This window comes from Xanthomonas sp. NCPPB 1754 (genome assembly GCF_041475725.2).
In the GTDB taxonomy this organism is placed as follows: Bacteria; Pseudomonadota; Gammaproteobacteria; order Xanthomonadales; family Xanthomonadaceae; genus Xanthomonas; species Xanthomonas euvesicatoria.
Map to the genome: position 1 here is coordinate 1,169,393 of NZ_CM192982.1, position 26,721 is coordinate 1,196,113.

The 26,721-nt window shown below is 63.0% G+C and carries 21 protein-coding genes and 9 tRNA genes; 22 read left to right on the forward strand and 8 right to left on the reverse strand.

Features of this window, described 5'->3' with window-relative positions:
- Positions 1–35: 35 nt before the first annotated feature.
- Entirely contained in the window at positions 36–725 is a 690-nt protein-coding gene (gene phoB / locus ACCQ15_RS05200; RefSeq protein WP_003483753.1) for a phosphate regulon transcriptional regulator PhoB, read from the reverse strand.
- Between the two features lie 182 nt (positions 726–907).
- Complete coding sequence (locus ACCQ15_RS05205) at positions 908–2,554, reverse strand: M48 family metalloprotease (protein ID WP_033837401.1); 1,647 nt, start codon at positions 2,552–2,554, stop codon at positions 908–910.
- A 149-nt stretch (positions 2,555–2,703) separates the two neighbouring features.
- On the opposite strand from ACCQ15_RS05205, the gene grxC reads away from it, so the two are divergent.
- From grxC to ACCQ15_RS05220, 3 genes are all read left to right on the forward strand, one after another.
- On the forward strand, positions 2,704–3,012 hold the full coding sequence (grxC, locus tag ACCQ15_RS05210; protein ID WP_017158114.1) for a glutaredoxin 3: 309 nt from the start codon (positions 2,704–2,706) through the stop codon (positions 3,010–3,012).
- A complete protein-coding gene (locus ACCQ15_RS05215) occupies positions 3,009–3,404 on the forward strand; it encodes a carboxymuconolactone decarboxylase family protein (RefSeq protein ID WP_008575003.1) in 396 nt (131 codons plus the stop codon). The genes grxC and ACCQ15_RS05215 overlap by 4 nt, the downstream gene beginning before the upstream one ends.
- Before the next feature lie 226 nt (positions 3,405–3,630).
- Positions 3,631–4,638 (forward strand): isocitrate dehydrogenase, encoded by a 1,008-nt coding sequence (locus tag ACCQ15_RS05220; protein ID WP_008575004.1) that lies wholly within the window; start codon positions 3,631–3,633, stop codon positions 4,636–4,638.
- A gap of 134 nt (positions 4,639–4,772) precedes the next feature.
- Here ACCQ15_RS05220 and ACCQ15_RS05225 read toward each other — a convergent pair whose 3' ends face one another.
- The gene (locus ACCQ15_RS05225) at positions 4,773–5,534 is read right to left on the reverse strand and encodes a Bax inhibitor-1/YccA family protein (protein WP_008575005.1); all 762 of its coding nucleotides are present in this window, start codon (positions 5,532–5,534) and stop codon (positions 4,773–4,775) included.
- Between the two features lie 150 nt (positions 5,535–5,684).
- On the opposite strand from ACCQ15_RS05225, the gene ACCQ15_RS05230 reads away from it, so the two are divergent.
- From ACCQ15_RS05230 to ACCQ15_RS05245, 4 genes are all read left to right on the forward strand, one after another.
- Positions 5,685–5,761 (forward strand) — tRNA-Pro (locus ACCQ15_RS05230).
- Positions 5,762–5,803: 42 nt separating this feature from the next.
- Positions 5,804–5,880, forward strand: a tRNA-Arg gene (locus ACCQ15_RS05235).
- A gap of 32 nt (positions 5,881–5,912) precedes the next feature.
- Positions 5,913–5,989, forward strand: a tRNA-His gene (locus ACCQ15_RS05240).
- A gap of 93 nt (positions 5,990–6,082) precedes the next feature.
- Positions 6,083–6,158: transfer RNA gene (locus tag ACCQ15_RS05245), tRNA-Lys, on the forward strand.
- Positions 6,159–6,550: 392 nt separating this feature from the next.
- On the opposite strand, the gene ACCQ15_RS05250 is transcribed toward ACCQ15_RS05245, so the two are convergent.
- Positions 6,551–7,819, reverse strand: coding sequence for a PAS domain-containing sensor histidine kinase (locus ACCQ15_RS05250; protein ID WP_372381282.1), 1,269 nt, complete (start codon positions 7,817–7,819; stop codon positions 6,551–6,553).
- 247 nt (positions 7,820–8,066) lie between these two features.
- Here ACCQ15_RS05250 and ACCQ15_RS05255 point away from each other — a divergent pair.
- The 10 genes from ACCQ15_RS05255 (at position 8,067) to ACCQ15_RS05300 (ending at position 17,488) form a co-directional block, all read left to right on the forward strand.
- Positions 8,067–8,151: transfer RNA gene (locus tag ACCQ15_RS05255), tRNA-Leu, on the forward strand.
- A 201-nt stretch (positions 8,152–8,352) separates the two neighbouring features.
- A complete protein-coding gene (tig, locus tag ACCQ15_RS05260) occupies positions 8,353–9,645 on the forward strand; it encodes a trigger factor (RefSeq protein WP_005913863.1) in 1,293 nt (430 codons plus the stop codon).
- Positions 9,646–9,737: 92 nt separating this feature from the next.
- Positions 9,738–10,364, forward strand: coding sequence for an ATP-dependent Clp endopeptidase proteolytic subunit ClpP (gene clpP, locus ACCQ15_RS05265; protein WP_002806026.1), 627 nt, complete (start codon positions 9,738–9,740; stop codon positions 10,362–10,364).
- 125 nt (positions 10,365–10,489) lie between these two features.
- Positions 10,490–11,776: an ATP-dependent Clp protease ATP-binding subunit ClpX gene (clpX, locus tag ACCQ15_RS05270; protein ID WP_003483788.1), complete on the forward strand. Its 1,287-nt coding sequence runs from the start codon at positions 10,490–10,492 to the stop codon at positions 11,774–11,776.
- A 144-nt stretch (positions 11,777–11,920) separates the two neighbouring features.
- Positions 11,921–14,392, forward strand: a complete 2,472-nt coding sequence (gene lon, locus ACCQ15_RS05275; RefSeq protein ID WP_372381283.1) for an endopeptidase La — start codon at positions 11,921–11,923, stop codon at positions 14,390–14,392.
- Positions 14,393–14,605: 213 nt separating this feature from the next.
- Positions 14,606–14,878, forward strand: coding sequence for a non-specific DNA-binding protein Hbs (gene hbs, locus ACCQ15_RS05280; protein WP_002806049.1), 273 nt, complete (start codon positions 14,606–14,608; stop codon positions 14,876–14,878).
- An 11-nt stretch (positions 14,879–14,889) separates the two neighbouring features.
- Positions 14,890–14,964: transfer RNA gene (locus ACCQ15_RS05285), tRNA-Val, on the forward strand.
- A 28-nt stretch (positions 14,965–14,992) separates the two neighbouring features.
- Positions 14,993–15,069 (forward strand) — tRNA-Asp (locus ACCQ15_RS05290).
- A 94-nt stretch (positions 15,070–15,163) separates the two neighbouring features.
- Positions 15,164–15,240: transfer RNA gene (locus ACCQ15_RS05295), tRNA-Asp, on the forward strand.
- A gap of 277 nt (positions 15,241–15,517) precedes the next feature.
- On the forward strand, positions 15,518–17,488 hold the full coding sequence (locus ACCQ15_RS05300; protein WP_057681039.1) for a peptidyl-prolyl cis-trans isomerase: 1,971 nt from the start codon (positions 15,518–15,520) through the stop codon (positions 17,486–17,488).
- A gap of 655 nt (positions 17,489–18,143) precedes the next feature.
- Here the strand turns inward: ACCQ15_RS05300 and ACCQ15_RS05305 are convergent.
- Positions 18,144–19,322 carry a lytic transglycosylase domain-containing protein gene (locus ACCQ15_RS05305; protein ID WP_029818804.1) on the reverse strand — a complete coding sequence of 393 codons (1,179 nt, stop codon included), beginning with the start codon at positions 19,320–19,322 and terminating at the stop codon, positions 18,144–18,146.
- Positions 19,319–20,086: a hydroxyacylglutathione hydrolase gene (gene gloB / locus ACCQ15_RS05310; protein ID WP_029818805.1), complete on the reverse strand. Its 768-nt coding sequence runs from the start codon at positions 20,084–20,086 to the stop codon at positions 19,319–19,321. Before gloB ends, ACCQ15_RS05305 begins: the two co-directional genes overlap by 4 nt.
- Before the next feature lie 12 nt (positions 20,087–20,098).
- On the opposite strand from gloB, the gene ACCQ15_RS05315 reads away from it, so the two are divergent.
- Genes ACCQ15_RS05315 through dnaQ form a run of 3 tightly spaced genes read left to right on the forward strand, consistent with a single transcriptional unit; the run spans position 20,099 to position 21,978 of the window.
- Positions 20,099–20,755: a class I SAM-dependent methyltransferase gene (locus ACCQ15_RS05315; protein ID WP_003483816.1), complete on the forward strand. Its 657-nt coding sequence runs from the start codon at positions 20,099–20,101 to the stop codon at positions 20,753–20,755.
- 27 nt (positions 20,756–20,782) lie between these two features.
- The gene (rnhA, locus tag ACCQ15_RS05320) at positions 20,783–21,235 is read left to right on the forward strand and encodes a ribonuclease HI (RefSeq protein ID WP_372381284.1); all 453 of its coding nucleotides are present in this window, start codon (positions 20,783–20,785) and stop codon (positions 21,233–21,235) included.
- Positions 21,236–21,243: 8 nt separating this feature from the next.
- Positions 21,244–21,978: a DNA polymerase III subunit epsilon gene (gene dnaQ, locus ACCQ15_RS05325; RefSeq protein WP_008571573.1), complete on the forward strand. Its 735-nt coding sequence runs from the start codon at positions 21,244–21,246 to the stop codon at positions 21,976–21,978.
- A gap of 41 nt (positions 21,979–22,019) precedes the next feature.
- Here the strand turns inward: dnaQ and ACCQ15_RS05330 are convergent, their stop codons facing one another.
- A complete protein-coding gene (locus ACCQ15_RS05330) occupies positions 22,020–22,724 on the reverse strand; it encodes a PP2C family protein-serine/threonine phosphatase (RefSeq protein ID WP_003483822.1) in 705 nt (234 codons plus the stop codon).
- A gap of 197 nt (positions 22,725–22,921) precedes the next feature.
- Here ACCQ15_RS05330 and ACCQ15_RS05335 point away from each other — a divergent pair.
- Both ACCQ15_RS05335 and ACCQ15_RS05340 read left to right on the forward strand, forming a co-directional pair.
- Positions 22,922–23,012, forward strand: a tRNA-Ser gene (locus ACCQ15_RS05335).
- A gap of 88 nt (positions 23,013–23,100) precedes the next feature.
- The gene (locus ACCQ15_RS05340) at positions 23,101–24,582 is read left to right on the forward strand and encodes a site-specific integrase (RefSeq protein ID WP_033478510.1); all 1,482 of its coding nucleotides are present in this window, start codon (positions 23,101–23,103) and stop codon (positions 24,580–24,582) included.
- A 14-nt stretch (positions 24,583–24,596) separates the two neighbouring features.
- Here ACCQ15_RS05340 and mobQ read toward each other — a convergent pair whose 3' ends face one another.
- Positions 24,597–26,606, reverse strand: a complete 2,010-nt coding sequence (gene mobQ, locus ACCQ15_RS05345) for a MobQ family relaxase (protein ID WP_372381285.1) — start codon at positions 26,604–26,606, stop codon at positions 24,597–24,599.
- Positions 26,607–26,721: the final 115 nt, after the last annotated feature.

Below are 26,721 nucleotides of genomic sequence, written 5' to 3' on the forward strand. Positions count from 1 at the left end.
CGGCCGGACTGCGGCCAGGGCGGCTTTGCGGCACGTCAGGTCGCCGAGGAAAAACGATAGCCCGAGCCGCGCACGGTCTGCACCATGTTTTCCAGCCCGAACGGTTCCAGCGTCTTGCGCAGGCGGCGGATATGCACGTCGATGGTGCGCTCTTCCACATACACGCTGCCACCCCAGACATGGTCCAGCAGCTGGGTGCGTGTATACACGCGCTCGGGGTGTGTCATGAAAAAGTGCAGCAGACGATATTCGGTCGGGCCGATCGGCACCGGCGCATCGCCGGCGAACACCCGGTGCGCGGCGCCGTCGATGCGCAGCTTGCCGACCGCCACGCTACCGTCTTCGTCGTCTTCGCGGGTGCGCCGCATCACCGCGCGGATGCGCGCCAGCAGCTCGCGTGCCGAGAACGGCTTGACCACGTAATCGTCGACGCCGGCTTCCAGGCCGCCCACGCGGTCGTTTTCTTCGCCGCGCGCGGTGAGCATGATGATCGGAATCTCGCGGGTCAGCTGCTCCTTGCGCCAGCGCCTTGCCAGGTCCAGCCCGCTGGTGCCCGGCAACATCCAGTCCAGCAGGATCAGGTCCGGCACGCGGTCGGCGATGGCGGTCTGCGCCTCGCGGGCATCGCCGGCATGGATGGGCTCGAACTCGCCTTTGCGCAGCGCGAACGCCACCATGTCGCGGATCGCGGGTTCGTCATCGACGATCAGAATGCGTTTCTGCACGCGGGGCTTACCGTCTGGCTTTGGTTGATCGCCAGTAGACTACGGTTTTGTGACTCTAATGTGACATCCCCGGCGGCGCCTGCGTGGCGAAACAGGGGCGTGAAGCGGACTGGGCAGTTCCGTTACCGGGAGGCGGCCGCGCGATGCCCTGTCGTCGTGAACAGCCGGCAATGCATCGGCGATCAGCGCGTGGACAAATCCGGGTCGCGGATCCCCTGGCGACGCAGCTCCAGCACGGTTGGGGTGATCGCGGCGATGCGCGCATCCACGCGCGCCCGTGTCACATAGTCGAGATCTTTCTTCTTCAGTGCTTCCAGCTGGATCAGGGCCTGTTCGGCGCGGCCGTTCAAGAACGCCGCCTCCGCATACGCTTCGCTGGCGCGCAATGGGTCGCCGGACAGCTCGCAGGCCCGCGCGTAGCTCTGTTGCAACAATGGGTCGTCGCTGCTCCGGTGCAACAACGGTTCCAGCACCTGGCGCGCGCGCTGGCCGGATTCCTTGCTGGCCTGCTCGTTGAGCGCAGTGGCATAGGTCAGCGCAACCGCGCGGTTGTTCGGCAATTGCTTGAGCAGCGCATCGAAGCGGGCATTGGCCGCCTCGCGCGGACCCACGCGCGCCTGCGCCTCGCTCAGGCCCAGCGCCAGCCACACATTGTCCGGATGCGCCTCGAGCAGGCTGGTCAGCTCGGCCACCGGCTCGCCCGGCCGCCCGCCGCTGTTGCGCAGCCGCGCCAGCGCCAGGCCATAGCGCTGCGGATCGCTCAAGCCTTGTTTGGCGCTGCGGCGAAGGTTTTCGTACTCGCGAATGGCCGCATCCGGCGTGGCTGCGCTGAGCACGCGCAGGCGTTCCTTGGCCCAATCGAAACCCTGCTGGTCGCCGCCGCGGCTGAGCGCATCCACCGGCAACCGCAGCGCGTAAGGGAGCAGCGCGTTGCCATTGCGACTGAGCGGCTCCGACAGCGACGGGTCGGCCGGGTCTACGCGCTCCTGGCGCGTCCCGCCCGGCACCGAGGTGGTCAGCACCACGGTGTTCTTCTTCATCTGTTCGGCGCGCGACTTGGCCTCGCTGATGCGGGTGACGGTCACCGGATGGGTCTGCAGGAAATCCGGCGCGCTGTAGCCGCCCTCGTTGGCGCGCATCGCCACCGACATGCGCTCGAAGAAGCCGGCCATCGCATCCACGTCGTAGCCGCTGCGCGCCAACGTGCGGATGCCCAGCCGGTCGGCTTCGGATTCGTTGGAGCGGGTGTAGTCGATCTGGCGCTGCTGCATCAGCCCCATCGCGCTGGTGATGGTGGCCATGGTGGCGTCGCCCTTGGAGTTGCCCCCGGCCTGCTGCGCTGCCACCACCGCCGCCAGCATGCCGAGCAGGATCGGAATCTGGTCGCGCTGCGCTCGCTCCACTCCACGTAGCACGTGCTGCTGGGTGACGTGGGCGATTTCGTGCGACAGCACCGCCGCCACTTCGTCCTCGCGCTCGGCGGTCAACACCAGCCCGGCATTGACGGCGATGTAGCCGCCCAGCGTGGCGAATGCATTGATCTGGCGGTCGCGCAGCATGAAAAACGTAAACGGCTGCTGCGGTTGGTCGCTGTTGGCGCCCAGCCGGGTGCCCATGGTCTGCAGCCAGTCTGTGATCAGCGGGTCGTCCAGCACGTAGTCGTAGTTGCGCAACTCGGCCAGCATCATCCGGCCGTATTCGGCCTGGCGGGCCGGGGTCAGCAACTCGCCGGCCGACGAACCGATATCGGGCAGGCGGCTTTCCTGCGCAGGTGCCACGCCCATGGCGACGGCCAGCGTGAGGGCAGTGGCGAGCGGTAGCAGGCGCAAGTGGAACTCCCAGGTGGTGCGCGGAGCATGCGGGCAGCCCGGCGCAGAGGCGTGAATCATCGGTTAACCCACAGTGTTGCGGTGACGACATGGAAATTCCAGTCGCCCGGTACCATGTGTCAGACCTCACACCAACCACGGAGTTTCCCGTGAGCCAAGACCATACCGATCAGGATGCGGCCTCCGGCCCGCAGATCACCCTGTATTCCTCTGCCATCTGCCCGTATTGCGTGGCGGCCAAGAACTTCCTCAAGAGCAAGGGCAAGACCTGGACCGAAGTGCGGATCGACCTGGATCCGGCCGAACGCGACAGGATGATCGCCCTGGCCAAGCGCACCAGCGTGCCGCAGATCTTCGTCGGCGACGTCCACGTGGGCGGCTACGACGACATGATGGCCATGCATCGTGCCGGCAAGCTCGAGCCGCTGCTGGCCGGCAGCGCGGGCGGCCAGGCATGAGTGGCCCCGACGACGGCAGCGCCGACCGCCTGCGCGAGTTCACGCAATTCCGCCAGCGCATGAACCAGCGCATCCTGGCCGAGCCGAACCAGGTGGTGCGGCGGTTCTTCGCGCTGGACACCCAGACCTACCAGGCCGGCGCGCTGGACGTGAAGACCAAGGAACTGCTCGGCCTGGTCGCCTCGATGGTGCTGCGCTGCGACGACTGCATCAGCTATCACGTGGCCCAGTGCAAGGAAGCCGGCGTGACCCGGGAAGAGTTCTTCGAAACCTTCTCGGTCGGCCTGGTGGTCGGCGGCTCCATTGTCATCCCGCATCTTCGCCGCGCGGTGGATTTCCTGGACCAGCTCGAAGGCGGTGCGCAGGCGCCGGCCCAGCACGCACACGACTGAACGGGTCACTACGGCGCGCAAGCGTCGGTCGGGGTTCGTCAAAGCGAGTAACGCACGCGCCGCCCACCGAGGCGGCGCGTTGCGTTCGGGCGCCTGCACCCTTAGACCAAGGTCGGTTTGGGCGCCTTCACCGGCATCGGGCATAATTGCCCGTGAAACCTCCTTGCGCCGCTCTGCCGGGTATCGCGGCTGGCGCTCCCCCCTTCAAGTTCGGAAACCCAACGTTATGACGCAGACAATCACGGTCATCCGCGGCGACGGCATCGGCCCGGAGATCATGGATGCCACGCTGTTCGTGCTCGACGCGCTGCAGGCTGGCCTGACCTACGAGTACGCCGACGCCGGCCTGGTCGCCCTGGAAAAGCATGGCGATCTGCTGCCCGAGTCCACTCTGGCGTCGATCAGCAAGAACAAGGTGGCGTTGAAAAGCCCGCTGACCACGCCGGTCGGCGAGGGTTTCAGCTCGATCAACGTCGCCATGCGTCGCAAGTTCGACCTGTACGCCAACGTGCGTCCGGCCAAGTCGTTCCCGAACACCAAGTCGCGTTTCGCCGACGGCGTGGACCTGATCACCGTCCGCGAAAACACCGAAGGCGCGTACCTGAGCGAAGGCCAGACCGTGTCCGAGGATGGCGAGACCGCGTTCTCCGGCACCCGGATCACCCGCAAGGGCTCCGAGCGCATCGTGCGCTACGCCTTCGAGCTGGCCAAGAGCACCGGCCGCAAGAAGGTCACCGCCGTGCACAAGGCCAACATCATCAAGTCGACCTCGGGCCTGTTCCTGAAGGTGGCACGCGATGTCGCCGCGCAATATCCGGACATCGAATTCCAGGAAATGATCGTCGACAACACCTGCATGCAGCTGGTGATGCGTCCGGAGCAGTTCGACATCATCGTGACCACCAACCTATTCGGCGACATCATCTCCGACCTGTGCGCCGGTCTGGTCGGCGGCCTGGGCCTGGCCCCGGGCGCCAACATCGGTCTGGATGCGGCGATCTTCGAAGCCGTGCACGGCTCGGCGCCGGATATCGCAGGGCAGGGCAAGGCCAACCCGTGCGCGCTGCTGCTGGGCGCGGCGCAAATGCTGGACCACATCGGTCAGCCGCAGAATGCCGAGCGCCTGCGCGAAGCCATCGTCGCCACCCTGGAAGCCAAGGATTCGCTGACCCCCGACTTGGGCGGCACCGGTAACACCATGGGCTTTGCCAAGGCCATCGCCAGCCGCCTCTGAGCGCACTGCCAAATTGCACAAAAAGAAAGGGCGCCTAGGCGCCCTTTCTTTTTGCTCGGAACTCGTCCTGAGCCGTCCTCGGCCATCGAGCGCAGGGGAAACGCTGTCGCGATTCCCCAATCCCGATTCCCCGCTCAATTGCGCGACTGCAGCTTCGACAGCAGGCGCAGGAACTCGATATACAGCCACACCAGCGTCACCATCAGGCCGAATGCGCCGTACCACTCCATGTGCTTGGGCGCACCGTGCTCGACGCCGCTCTCGATGAAGTCGAAGTCCAGCACCAGGTTCAGTGCCGCCACCACCACCACGAACAGGCTGAAGCCGATGCCGATCAGGCCCGAGTCGTGGATGAAAGGGATGCGCACACCGAACAAGCCCAGCACGATGGTCGCCAGATACACCAGTGCAATGCCGCCGGTGGCTGCGACCACGCCCAGCTTGAAGTTCTCGGTGGCCTTGATCATGCCGCTGCGATACGCGAACAGCAGCGCGAACAGGGTGCCAAAGGTGAGCAGGACGGCCTGGAACACGATGCCGTTGAAGCGCGCTTCGTACACCGCAGAGATCGAGCCGAGGAAGAAGCCTTCGATCAATGCATACAGCGGCGCCGTGATCGGTGCCCAGGTCGGCTTGAAGCTGGTGGCCAGCGCGAATACCAGGCCGCCAATCGCGCCGGCGATCATGTAGATGCGCGCGACGGGCAGCGGCATGCCATCGGCCCCGATCGATTGCGACCAGGCGAAGGCGGCCGTGATCACCGCCATCAGCAACAACGCGCCGGTCTTGTTGACCGTGCCGTTGAGGGTCATCGCCTGACCGTCGCGGGTGACGATCGAGCCGGAGCCGGAGTCGAGGAATGTGGATTCCCGAAGGGCAGGGTTACCGCTACGCATGCATGTTCTCCATGAAAATAGTGCTCACCCTACTGGCGAACGTTGGTGTGAGGATAGCTGATCGTTCAAGTTACACAGGGTGATTGACAGCGAGGCCAATCATTCCCAAAATAGCCGACCTTTCGAGCCTTCGGGATTGAAAGGTCCCGCCGGGGTATAGCGCAGTCTGGTAGCGCGCCTGCTTTGGGAGCAGGATGTCGGGGGTTCGAATCCCTCTACCCCGACCATTCCGAGCTTTCGACGGCGTGGGAATGCGAAGTTCGGTCCGGGCGCCCGTAGCTCAACCGGATAGAGCACCGGCCTTCTAAGCCGGCGGTTACAGGTTCGAGTCCTGTCGGGCGCGCCATCGGCGGTACGGTAGGGAGCAGGTTTTCAGTGGTGGCTGTAGCTCAGCTGGTTAGAGTACTGGATTGTGATTCCAGATGTCGGGGGTTCGAGTCCCCTCAGCCACCCCACTGATGACGAGCGATTGCAGGAATGTTCGACCCGATGTGTCACGGGGTGTTGCAACGAAGCAAAAATGCACATACAATGTGCGCCCAGTTTCAGGGCCGTTAGCTCAGTTGGTAGAGCAGTTGACTCTTAATCAATAGGTCCAAGGTTCGAATCCTTGACGGCCCACCAAACAAAAGCACTTAGGCGTCTGCCTAGGTGCTTTTCTTTTTCCCGGACTGAAAACAGAGGCGCGCTCGTTGGCCTGCTGTGAACGCATCGAGGCCGCAATAGTTGGCGTCGACCGCGCAAGATCCGGCTGGATACCGATGGCTTTACAACGCCCTTGGGCAACGCTCGCTATCGAATGCCTTGGCTGGAGCGCGCTTGCCGCAGCCGCGGTCAGCGATCGAACCCCGGTGAGATCGTCGGCGATGCCAGAAGTAGCGCCGTGCGCCACTCCTGCACCCCGTCGTTGCCTGTGCTGAGCGCTTGGCGCGACGTGCTCTGCGCGATCTGCAAGCAGTTGCAGGAAGCAGCCATGTCACTCATAAGCGCGTCCGTGCAACACCTGCAACAGGCGTCTAGCCTCGCTGCACGCGCGGAAATGCCAGCACGAAGCGCGCGCCCTGGCCCGGCGCCGAGAAAACGTCTATAAAACCGCCGGCCTGGCGCACGGCGCTATAGACCTGCGCCAATCCCAGGCCAGCGCCCTTATTGGCGTGCTTGGTGGTGAAGTACGCCTCGAATAACCGCGCCTGCACCACGCTGTCCATGCCGTGCCCGGTATCGGCAACCGCGATGGTCATGTAGTGCCCGGCCGGTTTGGCCAGTCGCGCCTGCTCCTCGGTGACGAAGGTTTCGCCGGTTTCCACACTGATGCAGTCGCCGCTGGTGCAGGCATCGCGCGCATTGATCACCAGGTTCAAGATGGCGCGCTCCACGGTGTGGCGGTCGACCATCGCGCAGCATCCGCCCTCTGCGGTGCGCAGCTGCAACCGCAGGTCTGCGCCGACCACCTGTTCCAGTAACGGGCTGAGCTGTTCTGCCAGTTCGGCCAGGTCCATCGCTTCGGGGCTGTAGGGGTACTGACGCGAGAAGCCGACCAGGCGCTGCGCCATCACCGAGCCATGTTGAAGCGCCGCGTCGGCCACGCTTAGCAACTTGGCGTCGTGCGCGTCGATCTGCGCGCGCTGCACGACCAGGTCGATCGCCGATGTGGCAGCCTGCAGCACGTTGTTCAAGTCGTGGACCACGCCGGCCAGCAGTTGTCCTACCGCTTCGCCTTTCTGCGCCTGCTCGGAGATCTTCTCGGCGGCGTTCTGCGCGGCGCGCGCGATGTCCAGGTCGCCTTCGATGCGCTCGTGCAAGTCGCGCAGGCTGTGCAGCTCGGTCGACAGCGAGGTTTCGCGCGCGCGCGCCAGCATCAGGGCACTGGTGGAAAACGCGCGTTCTGCCGACAGGGTGCTGTCCAGGGTGTGACAGGCTGCCTCCAGCGCACGGCGGTCGGAGACATTCCTGCTGACCGCCAGGATGGCCTCGACCTTGCCCAGCTCGTCGAACAATGGGCTGGTGACGACCTGCCAGGTCTGGCGCACGCCGGCCAGGTTCACGCAGCTGGCCTCGAATTCCCGGGTTGCGCCTTTGGCCGCCTCGGCCATGGCCGCATCCACCATGGCCGCCGCCTCGGGTGGCCACAGCTCGCGCCAGGGGCGGGCAACAACCTGATCCGCAGAACTGGCCCCAAGTCCGACCAGGCCGTTGCGGTTGACCGACGTGATTCGCCCATCCAGGTCGATCTCTTTGATGCAATCGCGCGACAGTGCCACGATCTGGCGATATCGGTCTGTCATTGCAATTGCTGCCCCCGGAATGGAATTAACGGAATTTTCGCAAATCCGGTTGCTGCAAAGTGCCGGTAGCGAACATGGGCTTTGTCTGGATTCAGGCGGGCTGGCCGCTGCCGCCCCTCTGCAGTGCGTGAGCCTCAAGTCACCGCGCCAAGCAGCCCATGCCCACTGCAGTCATCACGCGCCCAGGCCTCGCAGCGCTTTTTCTTTACCGGCATCCCTGCAACAATAGCCGGGCATCTACGGCATTGCGAAAGTGGCGGAATTGGTAGACGCACCAGATTTAGGTTCTGACGCCGCAAGGCGTGGGGGTTCGAGTCCCCCCTTTCGCACCAACGCCGCGCGGCCGTGTGGGTTCCGGCCGCTGCATTTCCTGCAAACCAGTCGCTTCTGTCCGTGAGGCCGCTGCACGCATGCCGCTGGCAGCGGCCGCCGTTATCGGCGAAACTACAAGGCTCGGCGGCATTCTCGCCATCCGTCAACCCGCATCTTCCATCTCGTGCCGACGCTGTGCGCTGTCGGTGGCAGGAGTCAACATGCAAGCATCGATCGAATCCACCGGCAATCTGGAACGCCGCCTGACCTTCACCCTGCCGCAGGAGCGCCTGGAGACGCACGTTGGTGGCCGCCTGCGCGAGCTTGCGCGGACCACGCGCATCAAGGGCTTCCGTCCCGGCAAGGTGCCGACCAAGGTGATCGAGCAGCGCTTCGGTCAGCAGGTGCGTGCCGAGGCGATGGAGGGCCTGCTGCGCGAGACCTTCGATTCGGCCGTGCGCGAGCATTCGCTGCGCCTGGCCGGCAACCCGCGTATCGATCAGGGCGAGACCGATTTCGACTTCGTCGCCACCTTCGAAGTGGTGCCGGATTTCGGCGACATCGACGTGACCAAGCTGTCGGTGGTGCGCGCGACCGCTGAAGTGACCGATGCCGACATCGACCAGATGATCGAAAACCTGCGCCTGCAGCGCCGCACCTGGAATCCGGTCGAGCGCGGTGCGCAGGTCGGCGACCTGGTGGCGCTGGAGACCTGGTCGCAGGCCGGCGACGAGCGTCTGCCCGCCGAAGGCGTGGAGACCGGCAGCAGCGTGCTGGGTTCGGGCGTGATGTTCGACCAGATCGAAAAGGGCCTGGAAGGCCTCACCAAGGGTGAAGAAAAGACCCTGACCGTCGATTTCCCCGCCGAATGGCGCGTGCCGCAGCTGGCCGGCAAGACCGTGCAGGTGCACGTCAAGGCGGTCGAAGTCTCCGAGCCGGTGTTGCCGGCAGTGGACAAGGAGTTCATCAAGAGCTTCGGCGTGAAGAGTGGCGATGCCGAGCAGTTCCGCGCCGATATCCGTACCAACCTGGAGCGCGAGCTCAAGGGTGCGCTGATGAACCGCCTGCGCCGCGAAGTGGGCGAACAGCTGATTGCCGCCTACGCGCATGTCGAAATGCCGCCGCGCCTGGTCGAGAACGAAGCGCGTTCGATGCTGGCCCAGCAGGTCGAGCAGGTCCGCCGCAGCGGTCGCGATCCGGGTCAGGTGCCGGCCGACGCGCACCAGGGATTCATGGATGCCGCCGCCAAGCGCGTGCTGGTCGGCCTGCTCGTGGGCGAGGTGGCGCGCCGCAACGAATTGCGCCTGGAATCCAAGCGCGTCAGCGAAACGCTGCGTCTGATCGCTTCGACCTACGAAGAGCCGGAACAGGTCATTGAGATGTACCGCAACGACCCCCAACTGATGAACGGGCTGCAGAGCCGCGTGATGGAAGAGCAGGTGATCGACTGGATCGCCGAGCGCGCCCAGCACACCGAGCAGTCGCTGTCGTTCCAGGACGCCATCCGCGTCTGATCCGGCAGTAAGAGAAGAACCGCGCCCGCAGTCTGGGGTGCGGATGTCGAACACGGGCAGCGGCACAGGCCGCTGCCACAACGGGAAGACTGATGAGCATTGTGACCAAAGCCCTGAACCTGGTGCCCATGGTGGTCGAGCAGACCAGCCGTGGCGAGCGTGCGTACGACATCTACTCGCGTCTGCTGAAGGAGCGTCTGATCTTCCTGGTCGGTCCGATCGACGACCATATGGCCAACGTGATCGTGGCCCAGCTGCTGTTCCTGGAAGCGGACAACCCGGAAAAGGACATCAGCATCTACATCAATTCGCCCGGTGGCGTGGTCACCGCCGGCATGGCCATCTACGACACCATGCAGTACATCAAGCCGGACGTCAGCACCATCTGCGTCGGCCAGGCCGCCTCAATGGGCGCGCTGCTATTGGCGTCGGGTGCGGCGGGCAAGCGTTATGCGCTGCCGAATTCGCGCGTGATGATCCATCAGCCGCTGGGTGGCTTCCAGGGCCAGGCGACCGATATCGACATCCACGCGCGCGAGATCCTGACCCTGCGTTCGCGCTTGAACGAGATCCTGGCCAAGCACACCGGCCAATCGCTGGAGACCATCGCGCGCGACACCGAACGCGACAACTTCAAGAGCGCGGTCGATGCGCAGGCCTACGGCTTGGTGGATCAGGTGCTCGAGCGTCGTCCGGAAGAGTCGATCCAGCCGTCTTGATCGTCAAGTCACTGAAATTGTAGGAAAAACCGGCAGGGTCGGGCGGGGCGAATGTCCTCCCGACCCTGTGTTATTCTCGAAATCGAACCCCCGTGCATCGGGTGGGGTAACTGGGTAACAGAAGCATGAGCGAAGACCGCCAAGGTCGTTCCGGCGACAGCAACAAGATTCTCTACTGCTCGTTCTGCGGTAAGAGTCAGCATGAAGTCCGTAAGCTGATTGCCGGTCCCAGCGTATTCATCTGCGATGAGTGCGTTGAGCTGTGCAACGACATCATCCGCGAGGAACTCGAAGAGAAGGCGCAGTCGGCACGTTCCAGCCTGCCCAAGCCGCGCGAGATTCTCGAGGTGCTGGATCAATACGTGATCGGGCAGCTGCGCGCCAAGCGCACGCTCGCTGTAGCGGTGTACAACCACTACAAGCGTATCGAGAGCCGCAGCAAGAACGATGACGTCGAGCTGGCGAAATCCAACATCCTGCTGGTCGGCCCGACCGGTTCGGGCAAGACGCTGCTGGCCGAAACGCTGGCGCGCCTGCTCAATGTGCCGTTCACGATCGCCGATGCCACCACGCTCACCGAAGCCGGCTATGTCGGCGAGGACGTGGAAAACATCATCCAGAAGCTGTTGCAGAAGTGCGATTACGACGTCGAAAAGGCGCAGCAGGGTATCGTCTACATCGACGAAATCGACAAGATCTCGCGCAAGAGCGAGAACCCGTCGATCACCCGTGATGTGTCCGGCGAAGGCGTGCAGCAGGCGCTGTTGAAGCTGATCGAGGGCACGGTTGCCTCGGTGCCGCCGCAGGGTGGCCGCAAGCATCCGCAGCAGGAATTCCTGCAGGTGGACACCAAGAACATCCTGTTCATCTGCGGCGGCGCGTTCGCTGGGCTGGACAAGGTGATTCAGCAGCGTTCCAACGATGCCGGCGGCATTGGCTTCGGCGCCAAGGTCAAGAGCAGCGAGCGCAAGCAGGAAGTGGGCAAGATCCTGGCCGAAGTCGAGCCGGAAGATCTGATCAAGTTCGGCCTGATTCCCGAGTTCGTCGGCCGTCTGCCGGTGGTCGCCACGCTGGAAGAGCTGGACGAGCCGGCGCTGATCAAGATCCTGACCGAGCCCAAGAACGCCATCACCAAGCAGTTCAAGAAGCTGTTCGACATGGAAGGCGTGGAGCTGGAGTTCCGCCCCGATGCCCTGTCTGCGATCGCCAAGAAGGCGCTCAAGCGCAAGACCGGCGCCCGCGGCCTGCGCACCATCGTCGAATCGGTGCTGCTGGACACGATGTACGAGCTGCCGTCGCAGGAAAATGTCAGCAAGGTCGTGGTGGACGAGTCGGTGATCGAGCATAAATCCGAGCCGTATCTGATCTACCAGGCGCAACCGGCGCCCGCCAAGGCTGCGTCCGGAGACTGAGTCCGTTGGCCGCCTCGCCAGGCCTCGGCCTCGCTGGCGGATAACCGCTTTCCGAACGCTACTTGCAACACCTCGCCGATGGCCCCATAACGGGGCCATCGGCTTTTTACTGCCCCAAAAACCCCCATTCCTGCGGAGTGCCCCATGGCCCAGTCCCAACCAGAAATTCTCGATCTGCCAGTGTTGCCGCTGCGCGACGTGGTGGTGTTTCCGCACATGGTGATCCCGCTGTTCGTCGGCCGCGACAAGTCGATGCGTGCGCTGGAAAAAGCGATGGAGGCGGACAAGCGCATCCTGCTCGTTGCGCAAAAGTCGGCCGAGACCGACGACCCGGCTGCCGGCGATCTGTATACCGTCGGCACCCTGGCGCAGGTGCTGCAACTGCTCAAGCTCCCCGATGGCACCATCAAGGTGCTGGTCGAGGGTCTGTCGCGGGTCACCGTGGACAAGGTGGTCGAGCAGGACGGCGCGTTGCAGGGGCAGGGCACCGAAATCGAAGCCAGCGATGCGCGTGAGCCGCGCGAGGTGGAAGCGATTGCGCGGTCGCTGATGTCGCTGTTCGAACAGTACGTCAAGACCAATCGCAAGCTGCCGCCGGAGCTGCTGCAGACCTTGGCCGGCATCGATGAGCCGGGCCGCCTGGCAGACACCATCGCCGCCCACATCGGTGTGCGTCTGGTCGACAAGCAGCGCCTGCTGGAGATCACCGATATCGGCGAGCGGCTGGAATTGCTGGTCGGCCTGGTCGATGGCGAAATCGACGTGCAGCAGCTGGAGAAGCGCATCCGCGGCCGCGTGAAGTCGCAGATGGAAAAGAGCCAGCGCGAGTACTACCTCAACGAGCAGATGAAGGCGATCCAGAAGGAACTGGGCGACCTGGACGATGCGCCCGGCGAGCTGGAAGAGCTGGCGCGCAAGATCGCCGAGGCGGGCATGCCCAAGCCGGTCGAAACCAAGGCCAAGGCCGAGCTCAACAAACTCAAGCAGATGTCGCCGATGTCCGCCGAGGCGGCCGTGGTGCGCAACTACCTGGACTGGCTGCTGGGCGTGCCGTGGAAAAAGCGCACCAAAGTGCGCAAGGACCTCAAGGTTGCCGAAGACACGCTGGACGCCGATCACTACGGCCTGGACAAGGTTAAGGAACGCATCCTCGAGTACTTGGCCGTGCAGTCGCGCGTGAAGCAGATGAAGGGCCCGATCCTGTGCCTGGTCGGGCCGCCGGGCGTGGGCAAGACCTCGCTCGGGCAGTCGATCGCCAAGGCGACCAACCGCAAGTTCGTGCGCATGAGCCTGGGCGGCATTCGCGACGAGGCCGAAATTCGGGGCCACCGCCGGACCTATGTCGGTTCGATGCCGGGCCGCCTGGTGCAGAACCTCAACAAGGTCGGCAGCAAGAACCCGCTGTTCCTGCTGGACGAGATCGACAAGATGTCGATGGACTTCCGTGGCGACCCGTCGTCGGCGTTGCTGGAGGTGCTCGATCCGGAGCAGAACAACTCGTTCAACGACCACTATCTGGAAGTCGACCTGGACCTGTCGGAGGTGATGTTCGTAGCCACCTCCAACTCGCTCAATATTCCCGGTCCGTTGCTGGACCGCATGGAAGTGATCCGCATCCCCGGCTACACCGAGGACGAGAAGCTCAACATCGCCACGCGCTACCTGGTGCCCAAGCAGATCAAGGCCAACGGCCTGAAGCCGGAAGAGATCGAAATCGCCAGCGATGCGATCCAGGACATCGTGCGCTACTACACGCGTGAGTCGGGTGTGCGTAATCTCGAACGCGAGGTAGCCAAGATCTGCCGCAAGGTGGTCAAGGAGATCGCGCTCGCAGGTCCGCAGCCGGTGGCAAAAAAGGCGGTTGCCAAGAAGGGCAAGCCGAAGGCACTGGTCACCGTCAACGCGAAGAATCTCGACAAGTATCTGGGCGTGCGTCGCTTCGACTTCGGCCGTGCCGAAGAAGAAAACGAGATCGGTCTGGTCACGGGTCTGGCATGGACCGAAGTCGGCGGCGAACTGCTGCAGGTCGAGTCCACCTTGGTGCCGGGCAAGGGCAACCTGATCCTCACCGGCCAGCTCGGCAATGTCATGAAGGAATCGGCATCGGCTGCATTGTCGGTGGTGCGTTCGCGCGCCGAGCGGCTTGGCATCGATGTGGATTTCCTGCAGAAGCAGGACGTGCATGTGCATGTGCCTGACGGCGCCACGCCCAAAGACGGTCCAAGCGCAGGTATCGCGATGGTGACCTCGCTGGTATCGATACTGACCCGGGTGCCGATCCGCGCCGATGTGGCGATGACCGGCGAGATCACCCTGCGCGGACGGGTATCGGCGATCGGTGGCTTGAAGGAGAAGTTGCTGGCGGCCCTGCGCGGCGGCATCCGCACCGTGCTGATCCCCGACGAGAACCGCAAGGATCTGGCCGACATCCCGCCGAACGTGACCCGCGATCTGAAGATCGTGCCGGTGAAGTGGATCGACGAGGTGCTCGATCTGGCGTTGGAACGTCCGCTCGCGCCGAAGAAGGCCGGCAAGGAAAAGGCACGCAAGGCGGCCTCGCGCGTGACCGTGCGCGGCAAGTCGCGTAGCACGCCGGGTACCCGCGTCAAGCACTAACGAGGGCTGTCTGAGCCTCGCCAAAACAAGCCAAAACCCGCGTCGTTATTGGGTTTTGGCTTGCGTGCTGTTGGGGGCGCTGGTATAAATGCACGACTCGTGGGCGCGGCAAATGTGATGCGTCATGCGATACCACTTGTGTCGGGTTCTTCGCTTACGGCAAGAGCGCCGATTGTCGATTCCGCGGCATCTGCCGCAAAGGGAGTTTCAAGAATGAATAAAACCGAATTGATCGATGGCGTTGCCGCTGCCGCTGACATCTCCAAGGCTGAAGCTGGCCGTGCTGTTGACGCGGTTGTGAGCGAAATCACCAAGGCACTGAAGAAGGGCGACGCCGTCACCCTCGTTGGCTTCGGTACCTTCCAGGTCCGCGAGCGCGCCGAGCGCACCGGCCGCAATCCGAAGACCGGCGACAGCATCAAGATCGCTGCTTCGAAGAATCCTGCATTCAAGGCTGGTAAAGCCCTGAAGGATGCAGTAAACTAATCGACTCGCTAGGGTGCTTAGCTCAGCGGTAGAGCGTCTCCCTTACACGGAGAGGGTCGGGGGTTCGAAACCCTCAGCACCCACCATTAAGCACCAGGCAAATGCTTCAAGCGCGGAGCGGTAGTTCAGCTGGTTAGAATGCTGGCCTGTCACGCCGGAGGTCGCGGGTTCGAGTCCCGTCCGCTCCGCCAGTTACACGCGAAGCCCCTGAGCAATTGGGGGCTTCGTTTTCTCCACGAAATTCGTCATGCGAATGGAGTGGGGGCAGATGTCCAAGTTTAAAGCGGAGCGGTAGTTCAGCTGGTTAGAATGCTGGCCTGTCACGCCGGAGGTCGCGGGTTCGAGTCCCGTCCGCTCCGCCAGTTATACGAAGCCCTCGGCCCTGTGCCGGGGGCTTTTTTTTTGGATGTCGGTTGATGGATGTGGGTCCATGCAGGCATGGCGGTGCGGCTTATTGCAGCGCATCCGGCAGCGGCGCGTTCTGCTGCGTCTAAAGGTGCTCGGGTATTTGGCCCGAGCTGGCGCCGTCCACCCTGGACAGATGAACGCGCCACGACGCCATCGTCACGGGCATTGGGCTGGGTGCCTGGCGTCAAGCGCGTTACACTGCGCGGCTCGCCCACAGGCCGTGATTTGCCAATGCTGCAGAAACTTCGCGACAAGACGTCAGGCTGGATCGCTACCGCCATCCTGGGGTTGCTGATGATTCCGTTCCTGTTCGTCATCGACAACAGCTACCTCGGCGGCATTGGCGCCAACAACGTGGCCAAGGTGCAGGCGCCGCCGACCTGGTGGAAATCGGCACCGTCGTGGTGGCCGGTCTCTTTGCTGTGGCAGCACCATGAAATCAGCACGCAGGATTTCCGCGCGCGCTTTGAGCAGGCGCGCATGCAGGAGCGTCAGCGTCAGGGCGAGAAATTCGATCCGCGCACCTTCGAGTCCCGCGAAAACAAGCTGCAGGTGCTCGACCAACTGGTCGACGAACAGGTGGTGCGATTGGGGGCGGAAGACGCTGGAATCGTCATCGGCGATGCGACTGTGCGCGATTACATCGCCAACATTCCCGCATTCCAGGTCGATGGCAAGTTCAGTCCCGACCAGTACCGCGCCGCACTCGCGCAGGGCACGCCGCCGCGCACGCCAGCGCAGTTCGATGCGCTGGTGCGCGATAGCCTGCAGCAGTCGGTCATCCCGCAGGCGGTGGCGGAGTCCGGCTTTGCCACCAAGTCCGAGTTCGAGCGCCTGCTCAAGCTGATGGGCGAAACGCGCGATGTGGAGCTGGCGATGCTGCCGCCACCGGCCGCAGATACCGCGCCGGTGAGCGATGCGCAGATCAAGCAGTGGTACGACGGGCACGCGCAGGATTTCCGTCAGCCGGAAACCGTGATGATCGAATACGTGGAGCTCAACGCCGCCACGATGCCGCCAGCCACTGCGGCCGACGAGGCCACGCTGCGCAAGCGCTATGAAGACGAGAAGGCACGTTTCGTCGAGCCGGAGCAGCGTCTTGCGTCGCACATCCTGATCAGCGCCGGCGCCGATGCCGCCGCGCAAAAGGCTGCCGAGGCAAAGGCTGCCAAGCTCGCTGCCGAGGCCAAGCAGCCGGGTGCCGACTTTGCTGCGCTGGCCAAAGCCAATTCGCAGGACCCCGGCTCCAAGGATGCCGGCGGCGACCTGGGCTGGGTGGAGAAGGGCACGATGGTCAAGCCGTTCGAGGACGCGCTGTTCTCGATGAAGGCTGGCGAGGTAGTCGGCCCGATCAAGAGCGAATTCGGCTACCACGTGATCCAGCTGCGTGAGGTCAAGGGCGGCCAGGGCAAGTCGTTCGAGCAGGTGCGCGACCAACTGGCGGCCGAGCAGCTCAAGGCTGACGCAGACAAGGCCTTTGCCGATGTCAGTGGCAAGTTGGTGGACCAGGTTTACAAGAACCCCACCGCACTGGAGCCGGCGGCCAAGCAGGTCGGCTTGCCGGTGCAGACCTTGGGACCGTTCTCGCGCAGTGATGCCAGCGGTGTTGCTGCCAACCCGGCTGTGCTGCGCGCGGCGTTCTCAGAAACGCTGGTGCAGGACGGTACGGTGAGCGATCCCATCACCATCGCGCCGAACCATAGCGTGGTGTTGCGTGTCACCAACCACACCGCCGAACAGGCCTTGCCGTTGGACAAGGTGCGCGACAAGGTGACCGCGGCAATCCGTGCGGACCGTGCCGAGAAGGCCGCCGCGGCTGCTGCCGATGCCTTGCTGGCACGCTTGCAGAAGGGTGAGACGCTGCAGGCGCTGGCCGCCAGCGAGAAGCTGCAGGTGCAGCCGATCCCGGGGCTACCGCGGACGGCACCGATCCCGACCCCGGCTGCGAACCGTGCGATCTTCAGCGCGCCGCGACCGACCGAAGGCAAGCCGTCGGTTGGCAAGGTGGAGCTGGATGGCGGGCGCTTTGCTGTCTTTGTCATCAGCAAGGCGACGCCGGGCGATCTGAAGCAGATGCCGGCCGAGCAGCAGACGATGCTGCGCGAGCAGTTGAGCCAGATCGACGGAAACAACGCTGCGCAGGCTTACGTCAAGGAAATGCGCAAGCGCTACAAGATCCAGATCGAAGAAGCCCAGCTGTAAGGCTGGATAATCGATTGGTGAGAAAAGCCCGGGCAACCGGGCTTTTTCTTTGGGCGTTTGTCGTGGAGAACACCGGCCGGCTGGCGCGCAGTCGCCGTCGATCTTCCGCGGCGCATGTCGATTTGCCGGCGGTGTCTGCGCGCTGCATGGCTGCCGGGAGCTGCGATTCCTGGGCGCCAATCGCCGGTTGTCGGCTAGTCGCCTGACGATCTGGCAGTCGTCGCTGACGCTCGATTGGGCGACGGCGCGCGCCGGGAGCGCTCCTGACAGACATGCCAGGTGTCCCGCTGATGATCTCCGGTGGCCGGGTCAGCTGAATGGCTCGGCGTATTGACTCGCCGGGGAGCACCGCTAACGTCGTGGCGCGCATTGCAGAGAGGCCTGCAAGCTTCGAGTTTTGCCGGAGCTCGGCTCGCACGTACAGCGCCAAGTCGGTTCCCCGGCGCGACGCGCAGCAGACGCTAACTGTGCCTTTGCACCCCGGCAACGCTCAAGATCCATCTTTCGCGACCGAAGCGGCCTGACGAGAAGGCTGGGTTGGTGAGCGAAGTTCAGGATCGGCGCGATCATGCCGCCTACCGCCTACCGCCTACCGCCTACCGCCTGCCTGTGCCCACGACAACGTCCAAGGTGCGTCGCACCTTGGCGCGTCACTTTAGGGCGAGTCGTCGAACGACAGCACCATGCCAGGCTTCAGAATGGCGCTTTTGTCCAGGCCATTGGTGGCGAGCAGCGTCGTCACGGTGATGCCATAGCGGCGTGCGATCGCCCAGGCCGATTCGCCATTGCGCACGGTGTGGGTACGTGCTGGCGAGGTCGACGCTTTGCTGGCTGCAGAGGCAACGGCGGTCGGTGCGGGAGTGCTGCTGGCGGCGCCAGTTCCCACCTCGGCAGAGGCGACCATGGCGCTATTTGCACCGGGCTGCGGCGGCGCAAGCGGCGCAAGCACGTGCACGCCGCGCGGCGCAGCGCGCGCGCCAGCGAGGGCGGGATTCAGGCGCGCGAGCAGTTGCGGCTCGATCGCGCGCTGTCCGGCCCAGGCGTTGAGACTGGTGCCTGCCGGCAACGCATGTTCGGTGAGGACGGGCACCTGGCGATCCAGCGACGTCAGCAGGTTGCCCTGCTGTTGCGCGTGATCCAGCACGCAGGCAAGTGCGTGCAGTTTCTCCACATAGTCGTAGGTGACCTTGGACATGCCCGGCAATTCGGAGGGGCGTGCGTTTTGCGCGTTCATCCCGGCGCTGCGCATTGCCTGCAGCACGCGGTACTCGCCGGCGTTGTAGGCCATCAGGGCCAGGCGCCAGTCTCCGCCGAACATGCCGTAAAGGGTTTTGAGATAGCGCACCGCCGCAGTGGTGGAGTCCACTGCCGACAGGCGTCCGTCGTATTGCGCACCGACCGGCACCTGGTGGTTGCGCGCGGTGGTCGCGATGAACTGCCACAGGCCGGCAGGGCCGCTGCCGTTGCGGGCCCCGGGGCGGTAGCCGCTTTCAACGAATGGAATCAGCGCAAATTCGGTCGGCATGTCGGCCTTGCGCAACTCGTCCACGACATAACCGAATAACGGCAGGACATCCTGCGCATCGTCTGCCAGACGTGCCGGGGCGCGCGAAAAATGCTGTTCCCAGCGGGCATCGCTATGGGCGCTGTCGCAGCCCGGGTCGGCGCGACCGTCGAGAAAGGCCGAAAAAATCTCGCGCCCGTTGCGGAGGCTTGGCGCGCTGACTTGCGCGGCCTGGCTACTGGCGGGGGCGGAGCTTGCGTCGTTGGACGATGCGGCTGCCGGTGCGATGGCCGAACAGGCGGCCAGCACTGTCAAAACCAGGCGCCTCATGCGCGAAATTCGTCTTTCCAGCGCCGAAGTTCGGCGAAAACATCGACTTCAGAGGAAAGCTCGCTGGCTGCGCGCGGTGCTACTGCAGCGCGGATCTCGGGGCGGCCGGTGCGTAAGAACGGATTGGTGGCCAGTTCACTCTTGAGCGAAATCGGCAGGGTAGGACGGGCTGCATGACGCATGGCCTGGGCTTCCTGTTGACGGCGCTGCAAGGCAGCGTTGGTGGGATCGACGTGCAGCGCGAAGGCCGCGTTGGCCAAGGTGTATTCGTGGCCGCAACACACAAGCGTTTCGCCAGGCAGGGAGGCCAGGCGCTGCAACGAGTCGAACATCTGGGGAGCGGTACCTTCGAACATCCGCCCACAGCCTAGGCTGAACAGGGTATCACCGCTGAACAGGTAGCCGTCAGCGACGAAGGCGATGTGGCTGCGGGTGTGGCCGGGCACCTGGAGCACTTGGAACTCGACATCGAGCAGGCGCAAGCGCTCGCCCTGGCCCACCTGACGCGCGTCCGCCGGGATGCGTTCGTCGGCCGGGCCGAACAACGCCAGGTTCGGCCAGCGCTGCTGGAGCTCGGCAACGCCGCCGATGTGATCGCCGTGGTGGTGGGTGAGCAGGACGGCGCTCGGCACCAGGCCCTGGTGCTGCGCGGCAGCCAGGACCGGCTCGGCCTGACCGGGGTCGACAATGATGGCGCGGCCATCTGCAGCGATCAGCGCCCAGATGTAGTTGTCGTCGAATGCGGGCAGGGCGATCAGTCGCATAGAATTGGGACCATGCCTGCCCCGCCATTCTCACGTCAAGCTGGCGTCTCATCCTGGTTTGAAACCGGCGCGGGGCGCGGCCTGCTTCAACTGGAGCGTCGTCTGGCGTTGGAAGCGCTACAGACACGGCCGTCGCAGCCGTGGTTGTGGCTGACGCCGACCGCCGACATGCCTGCGCGCGAGTTGCTGCAAGGGCGCGGTTTGCGCCTGCATCGCAGTGCCGGCCGCTTTGCCGGCGACGCACGCTGCGCGCTACCGTTTCCGCTGCCGACCGAGAGCCTGCAGGCGATCGTGGCGCAACATGCGGTGGTTGGCGGGGCAGCGGACTTTCTGGCCGAATGCGAGCGTCTGCTGATGCCCGGCGGCCGTCTGTGGCTGTTCACGCTCAATCCGATGAGCCCCTACCGCTTCCGCTGGGCGCGGCGCGGGCCGGTCGCGTTGCGCCCGGATCGCTGGCGCCTCCTGGCCCAGCGTGCCGGTCTGCACAGCGTGCAGGCCGAGCGCTACCTGGGGCCGATCTGGCGCCCCAGCGGCGAGTCCACCGACCCCGGCCGGGCACCCTGGCGCGCGGTGTATCTGCTGGAAGTGGAAAAGCGTGCTGCCGCGGCGATCGGGCCGACGCCGATCGCCCTGCCTGCCCGCTGGCCACAGCCGGTGGCCACGATCTGACCTGTTTACGTTCAACTCTGGAACCTGATGAAATCCATTGAAGTGCATACCGATGGCTCCTGCCTCGGCAACCCCGGCCCGGGCGGCTGGGCGGCCTTGCTGCGTTACAACGGCCGCGAAAAGGAGCTGGCCGGCGGCGAGGCGGTATCGACGAACAACCGCATGGAATTGATGGCGGCGATCATGGCGCTGGAAACGCTGACCGAGCCGTGCCAGATCGTGTTGCATACCGATTCGCAGTACGTGCGCCAGGGCATCACCGAATGGATGCCGGGGTGGGTGCGACGCAACTGGAAGACCGCCGGTGGCGATCCGGTCAAAAATCGCGAGTTGTGGGAGCGGTTGCACGCGGCCACGCAGCGCCATCGCATCGATTGGCGTTGGGTGAAAGGCCACAATGGCGACCCGGACAACGAGCGCGTCGACGTGCTCGCCCGCAATCAGGCCATCGCCCAGCGCGATGATCTTGCGACATCGTAAGAGGACACATGCGTCAGATCATTCTCGATACCGAAACCACCGGCCTGGAATGGCGCAAGGGCAACCGCGTCGTCGAAATCGGCGCGGTGGAGCTGCTGGAGCGGCGCCCGAGCGGCAACAATTTCCATCGTTACCTGAAGCCGGACTGCGACTTCGAGCCGGGCGCGCAGGAGGTGACCGGGCTGACCCTGGAATTTCTTGCCGATAAACCGCTGTTCGGCGAGGTGGTGGATGAGTTTCTCGCCTATATCGACGGCGCGGAACTGATCATCCACAACGCTGCGTTCGACCTGGGGTTTCTGGACAACGAACTGGCGCTGCTGGGCGATCACTACGGGCGCATCGTCGAGCGCGCCACGGTGGTCGATACCTTGATGATGGCGCGCGAGCGCTATCCGGGGCAGCGCAATTCCCTGGATGCCTTGTGCAAGCGTCTGGGCGTGGACAACTCGCATCGCCAGCTGCACGGCGCGTTGCTCGATGCCCAGATCCTGGCCGATGTGTATATCGCGCTGACCTCCGGCCAGGAGGAAATCGGGTTTGCCAGTGCCGATGCCGGTCAGCAGACCGATGCGGCGAGCGGCGTGATTGCGTTCGACCCGGCGCTGCTGTTGCCGCGTCCGCGCATTGCGGTGACCGCTTCCGAATTGCAGGCCCACGAGGCACGCTTGGCGCAGCTGCGCAAGAAGGCAGGGCGTGCGTTGTGGGATCCGCCGGTCGAGGAGATTGCGGTCGCCGGGTGAGGCGTCTGGCCTGAGGTACTTTGCTCGCGCGCCGCGCTACGTCAGTAACTGCGCACCAGGATCGCGGTGATGTTGTCCGAACCGCCGCCATCCAGTGCGGCGGCGACCAGGCATTCCACGCATTCCTGCGCGCTGCAATCGGCTTGCGACAACGTGGCCGCGATGGCGGCATCGTCCACCTCTTCGGTCAGGCCGTCGCTGCACAGCAACAGCTGCATGCCGGATTTGAGTTCGCCTTGCATGATGGCGACATTCAGATGCGCCGGGTCGGTCACGCCGAGTGCCTGGGTCACCACGTTGCGATGCGGGTGCGCGCGTGCCTGCTCGCTGGTCAGCGTGCCCTGGGCGATGAGCTCCTGCACATAGCTGTGGTCCTGGCTCAGCTGCGCCAGCCGGCCATCGCGCCACAGGTAGGCGCGGCTGTCGCCAACCCAGGCCACTTCGAAACGCTGGCCGAGTACGCGCGCGGCGACCACGGTGGTGCCCATCGGCAAGGTGTCGTTGCAGCGGCGCGAGGTCTTGATGATCTCTTCGTCGGCGATGCGTACCGCCTGCGCCAGCGGGGTACCGGCGCGGACTTCGCGCACGATGGTTTCGCGGGCCAGTGCGCTGGCCACTTCCCCGCAGGCATGCCCCCCCATGCCATCGGCGACCAGCCACAATCCCAGCTCGCTGTCGCCGTAGTAGGTGTCCTCGTTGAGGTCACGGCGCAGGCCGACATGGGTGAGGTGTCCGAATTCGAGCATGGGGCCGGGTCGCCAAGGAGAAGATGCGCCACCATCATCGCGGCCCGGCCGGTTAGCGGCAACACGCCTCGCACGGGTGCCGCAGCACCGGTTCACGCCTGGACGCGCGCCTGGCCCTGCCTGCGCCGGCCCGGGCCGCTTGTGGCGCGGGCCATGTGCCCGTATGATGCACGGCCCCAGGACACTGGGGACCATCTGGAGAGGTGGCAGAGCGGTTGAATGTACCTGACTCGAAATCAGGCAGGCGTTTATAGCGCCTCGGGGGTTCGAATCCCCCCCTCTCCGCCACTTTCAGATAAGTTGTTGTAGAACAGCAACTTACACGCAACAAGGAACGAGCGCCGAGGACACTCAACGGGACAACGTTGGGACACTTGTGCGCTTACCGACCTACCTTGTTCGCCGTTCTGGCGGCTTTTCCTTTCGTATTATTGTTCCCTTGCGCCTGCGCAATACTCTGCGCCGTAAGGTCATCAAGCATGCTTTGCACACAACCGATCCACGTCTTGCACAAGTCAAGGCGCTGTATCTGGCTGTACGCTATCAACAAGCGTTCGTGCAGATTGATGGGGGTGGTGTGACCAAATCATTAGAGGACCTTCTCAGAAGCGCGCAGACAGCGTTTGGAGAGGATCAGACACGTGATTACACCTTGGAGGTCAGTTCAAACGGGGGGCTGCGTGTTGAAACCGATGGAACGCAAGCGGATGCCGATAATTTGGTTGCGGCGCTCCCAATGCTGTTGCGGCTAAATGAACAGGCACGGACACAATCGTCTCCGCCGACGCTTGCGCCTGCTACGCTGCCTCCTGTCTCGGCTGTACTTGGCGCACCCCCGGGAGTGAAGGCGATTACCATCGCCATCGCTAGAGAAAAATATATTGAAGTCGTACGCAAGCGGCTAGGTAAAGCAAAGACGTTTGGCCGTGTGGTCAAGACAATCGATGAGTTTACGGCTTACATCAAACCCCGCTCGTTTGTGTACGCAATTCAACGCCACCAAATTGCGGCATTTCTCGAACAGGAACTAACAAAGGGATTGCAACGCAGTACGGTCAATAGTACGCAAATTTGGCTTGCGGGATTTTTCAAATGGGCGATGGCATCAGGGTACTTCGAGGATGGGAAAAACCCTGCTCACGGTCACATTACGATCACTAAAAAGGAAAAGCGAAAAGCGGCGGCGCTTGGATCGGAGCCATTCAATATTGAGCAGTTGAAGAATATTTTCGATTTCAACCATTTCCACGACTTGGGCAATGAGCGCGACCGCTGGGTAGCCTTAATTTGTGTGTACACAGGTGCCCGCAGCAACGAAATTGCGAAAATGGAAGTGGCTGACATCGTGCAGGAAGAGGGAGTGTGGGTGTTCGACTTCAACCTGTTGGGAGAATACAAAAGCACGAAAAGCGAAGCCAGCGAACGCAAAGTTCCAATCCATCCGGATTTGATTGAATTAGGGATTCTAGAGCGTGTGGAGCGACTAAAAATTGCAAAGGAACAGTATTTTTTTCCAGATCTGACGCAGGCCGCGAACAACGGGCCCGCAGGTGCCCCACAACGTGCTTTTATTCGCTATATCGCGCGGCGAGGCATCAAGCCAAGGATGGGACAAATGGGACTCCATTCATTCCGCGACACTGTAATTACGCAGATGACACGACATGGCGTTTCTCAGGGCTGGCGCGAACGGTACGTAGGACACGAACAAAGCGAAAAGCCCAGCACCTTGGATACGGCGCACAGTTTAAACTATAGTCAAAACGCTTATGAGCAGTTGTCGAAACAGTGTCACCCGTCATTGTGTTGGGAACAGCAAGGTGTGTTGAACATCAAGAAATTGAAGGAGTTCTTGTAAAGCTAGCCGCTTATTCAGCCAATGGGCCTTCTGTATCCCGGTGGATTTAGAGCCGGAAATCTTGCCCAGCGACTGCGCGCAACTTTGGGTGTATCGCGCTGCGGCTCCATGATGGGCGGTTGCGGTGCAATGGGTAAAGCGATTTGTTGCTCATGTTCGCTGGGAAGCATAGCAATGGCCTGACGGGCTGCGGTGGCCCGTGCCAACTGTCTTTGCATTTTGATGCGTTCGCGTCCCAACTTCTGCAAGGCTGGCAAGTCGGCATTGGTTTTAGCCAACTTATAATCTATGTCTGCCGTTCGTAGTGACTTCGTACGTTCTTCCAATGCAGACGCCCAATGCTTGTGTTTTGGGAAAAATTGCCACGGCTCGGGATTGGTTTGCTTCCACTGTTGCAGCCGTGCCCATTCCGTATCTCTCACACGTTTGCGCCGCTCACGCTCAGCGAACCGGTGCTGCTCCTCGTGTTCGTGCGTGGAGAGCCAAGCACGCGCCTCCGCAATTCGGCGGTTCTGGTCGCGCCAATGCATTGCCTCCAACGCAGTCAACGACTCCAATAATGCTTTAACTTCCGCATCCCGTTGTCGCCCTTGCCGTGCCGCGTCGGCTTCCATGTCTAAGCGCTCTTGATCCAACTGCATCATCCTGCGGTCGTACTCACTTCCAGTCACAGAAATCCGAGCGTTGCTGCCCCCTCCGCTAGGCGCGGAACTGAAGATTTTTAGCGCCCCCTTTGGGGCCACTGTTCCACGCGCTACGCGCGCGGGCTGCGATGGATCCAAAGCGGGTTTGGCTACCGCCCCTAATGCTTGAACAATCGGTGTTTCAGTCAGTGAACCGCCTCGGATGACTGTGGAAGATGTGAAGTGCAGCGCGCCACCGTCACCTGAATGTCCCTCGAAAGTGCTGCGCAGTGAATGACGGCCGCGTTCTGGACTCCATCGGGACTGGACAACTGCAACACGGTGGCTTGGCGACACTGAAAGCACAGGCTTTCGGCCAGGTCCGTCAACTCGCAATCGATCAGTATTGACCGAATCACTGGTGAGAGGTGCCGGACCTTTTCGGCTTCTTCGTGCTCGGGATCGGGCAACGGTTCTTGCTCCATCTTCATTATTATTTTCTCCGGGTTTTCGATCATGGTGCGCGGGCATCAGCCGCGCTTCGTTGTTCGCCTGTATTTCCATTTGGTCCCACTCTCGCTGTCTGACGGCATTCTCTTCGCGGATTTTTGCGTTGCGAATGCGCGCATGTCGGCGTCGTGACGGTGCGCGGCCTTCCTTTACTGTGGGAAGCCTGTCCAGTTCGCGCATCTCATCTAAACTGCCGCGCTTGGCGGCGTCCACCGCCTGGGCTTCAAGAGTGCGGTGGTCAACGCGCACATCGTGACCTGCGTTCTTCAGGTGCTTATTGGTTGTACTGGCGACCTGCTCACGCCAGTAGAGCACCTCTTTAGGTCCCTGCTTGAAGTCGTCGAACGCCTTAGCCGCGTAATCGGTAAGGCCGTCGGCGCCAACTTGCCGTGATGTAAACAAAATATGAGCGTGGTGGTTGCGCTGGTCACCGTGTTTGTCCGGTGTATGGATCGCAATCTGTACGGCTGCGTTATATCGATCAACCAGTTGCCGCCCAATATCACGCGCCAGTTCTTCACGTTGCAGTTCGGTCAACTCACACGGCAAAGCAATTTCCATCTCCCGTGCAACTCTTGCATTGCTACGGGTTTCAGCGGCTTCGGCCGCGTTCCACAATCGCGACGGATCAAAGATCCAAGCGGGAGACCCAGATGGGGCAAGGATTTCAAAGGAGGCGACACCACTTCGTTTTGTGTAGTCCTGGATTACTCCCAAACGGTCGTCCTCTATGCGAATACCGGCACGATAAGCGGCAGCGGCGGTGGCACTGTGGCCCTTCGCTCGGCTTATGCTATTTATCTCACAATGGTATATCGCCACGCCCACAACTCCGCAAAATATAAAACACAGAAAAACCATCCCCAACCACACAGAAAAGCCAATCGGCATTTTGGGGTGTCGGGGGCGTAGCCCCTGACCGCGCGTTTTCACCCGAAGGGTGAAAACATAAGTGCGCTATTACTACACCCTTCGGGCGTCGCAACAGAACCAATCAGGCGGGTTT

Bases quoted from the DNA above. Each gene is read 5' to 3' on its own strand.
- ACCQ15_RS05215 (WP_008575003.1), top strand. From the start codon at position 3,009: ATGAGTGGCCCCGACGACGGCAGCGCCGACCGCCTGCGCGAGTTCACG.
- ACCQ15_RS05220 (WP_008575004.1), top strand. From the start codon at position 3,631: ATGACGCAGACAATCACGGTCATCCGCGGCGACGGCATCGGCCCGGAG.
- ACCQ15_RS05225 (WP_008575005.1), bottom strand. From the start codon at position 5,534: ATGCGTAGCGGTAACCCTGCCCTTCGGGAATCCACATTCCTCGACTCC.
- ACCQ15_RS05250 (WP_372381282.1), bottom strand. From the start codon at position 7,819: ATGACAGACCGATATCGCCAGATCGTGGCACTGTCGCGCGATTGCATC.
- tig (WP_005913863.1), top strand. From the start codon at position 8,353: ATGCAAGCATCGATCGAATCCACCGGCAATCTGGAACGCCGCCTGACC.
- clpP (WP_002806026.1), top strand. From the start codon at position 9,738: ATGAGCATTGTGACCAAAGCCCTGAACCTGGTGCCCATGGTGGTCGAG.
- clpX (WP_003483788.1), top strand. From the start codon at position 10,490: ATGAGCGAAGACCGCCAAGGTCGTTCCGGCGACAGCAACAAGATTCTC.
- lon (WP_372381283.1), top strand. From the start codon at position 11,921: ATGGCCCAGTCCCAACCAGAAATTCTCGATCTGCCAGTGTTGCCGCTG.
- hbs (WP_002806049.1), top strand. From the start codon at position 14,606: ATGAATAAAACCGAATTGATCGATGGCGTTGCCGCTGCCGCTGACATC.
- ACCQ15_RS05300 (WP_057681039.1), top strand. From the start codon at position 15,518: ATGCTGCAGAAACTTCGCGACAAGACGTCAGGCTGGATCGCTACCGCC.
- ACCQ15_RS05305 (WP_029818804.1), bottom strand. From the start codon at position 19,322: ATGAGGCGCCTGGTTTTGACAGTGCTGGCCGCCTGTTCGGCCATCGCA.
- gloB (WP_029818805.1), bottom strand. From the start codon at position 20,086: ATGCGACTGATCGCCCTGCCCGCATTCGACGACAACTACATCTGGGCG.
- ACCQ15_RS05315 (WP_003483816.1), top strand. From the start codon at position 20,099: ATGCCTGCCCCGCCATTCTCACGTCAAGCTGGCGTCTCATCCTGGTTT.
- rnhA (WP_372381284.1), top strand. From the start codon at position 20,783: ATGAAATCCATTGAAGTGCATACCGATGGCTCCTGCCTCGGCAACCCC.
- dnaQ (WP_008571573.1), top strand. From the start codon at position 21,244: ATGCGTCAGATCATTCTCGATACCGAAACCACCGGCCTGGAATGGCGC.
- ACCQ15_RS05330 (WP_003483822.1), bottom strand. From the start codon at position 22,724: ATGCTCGAATTCGGACACCTCACCCATGTCGGCCTGCGCCGTGACCTC.
- mobQ (WP_372381285.1), bottom strand. From the start codon at position 26,606: ATGCCGATTGGCTTTTCTGTGTGGTTGGGGATGGTTTTTCTGTGTTTT.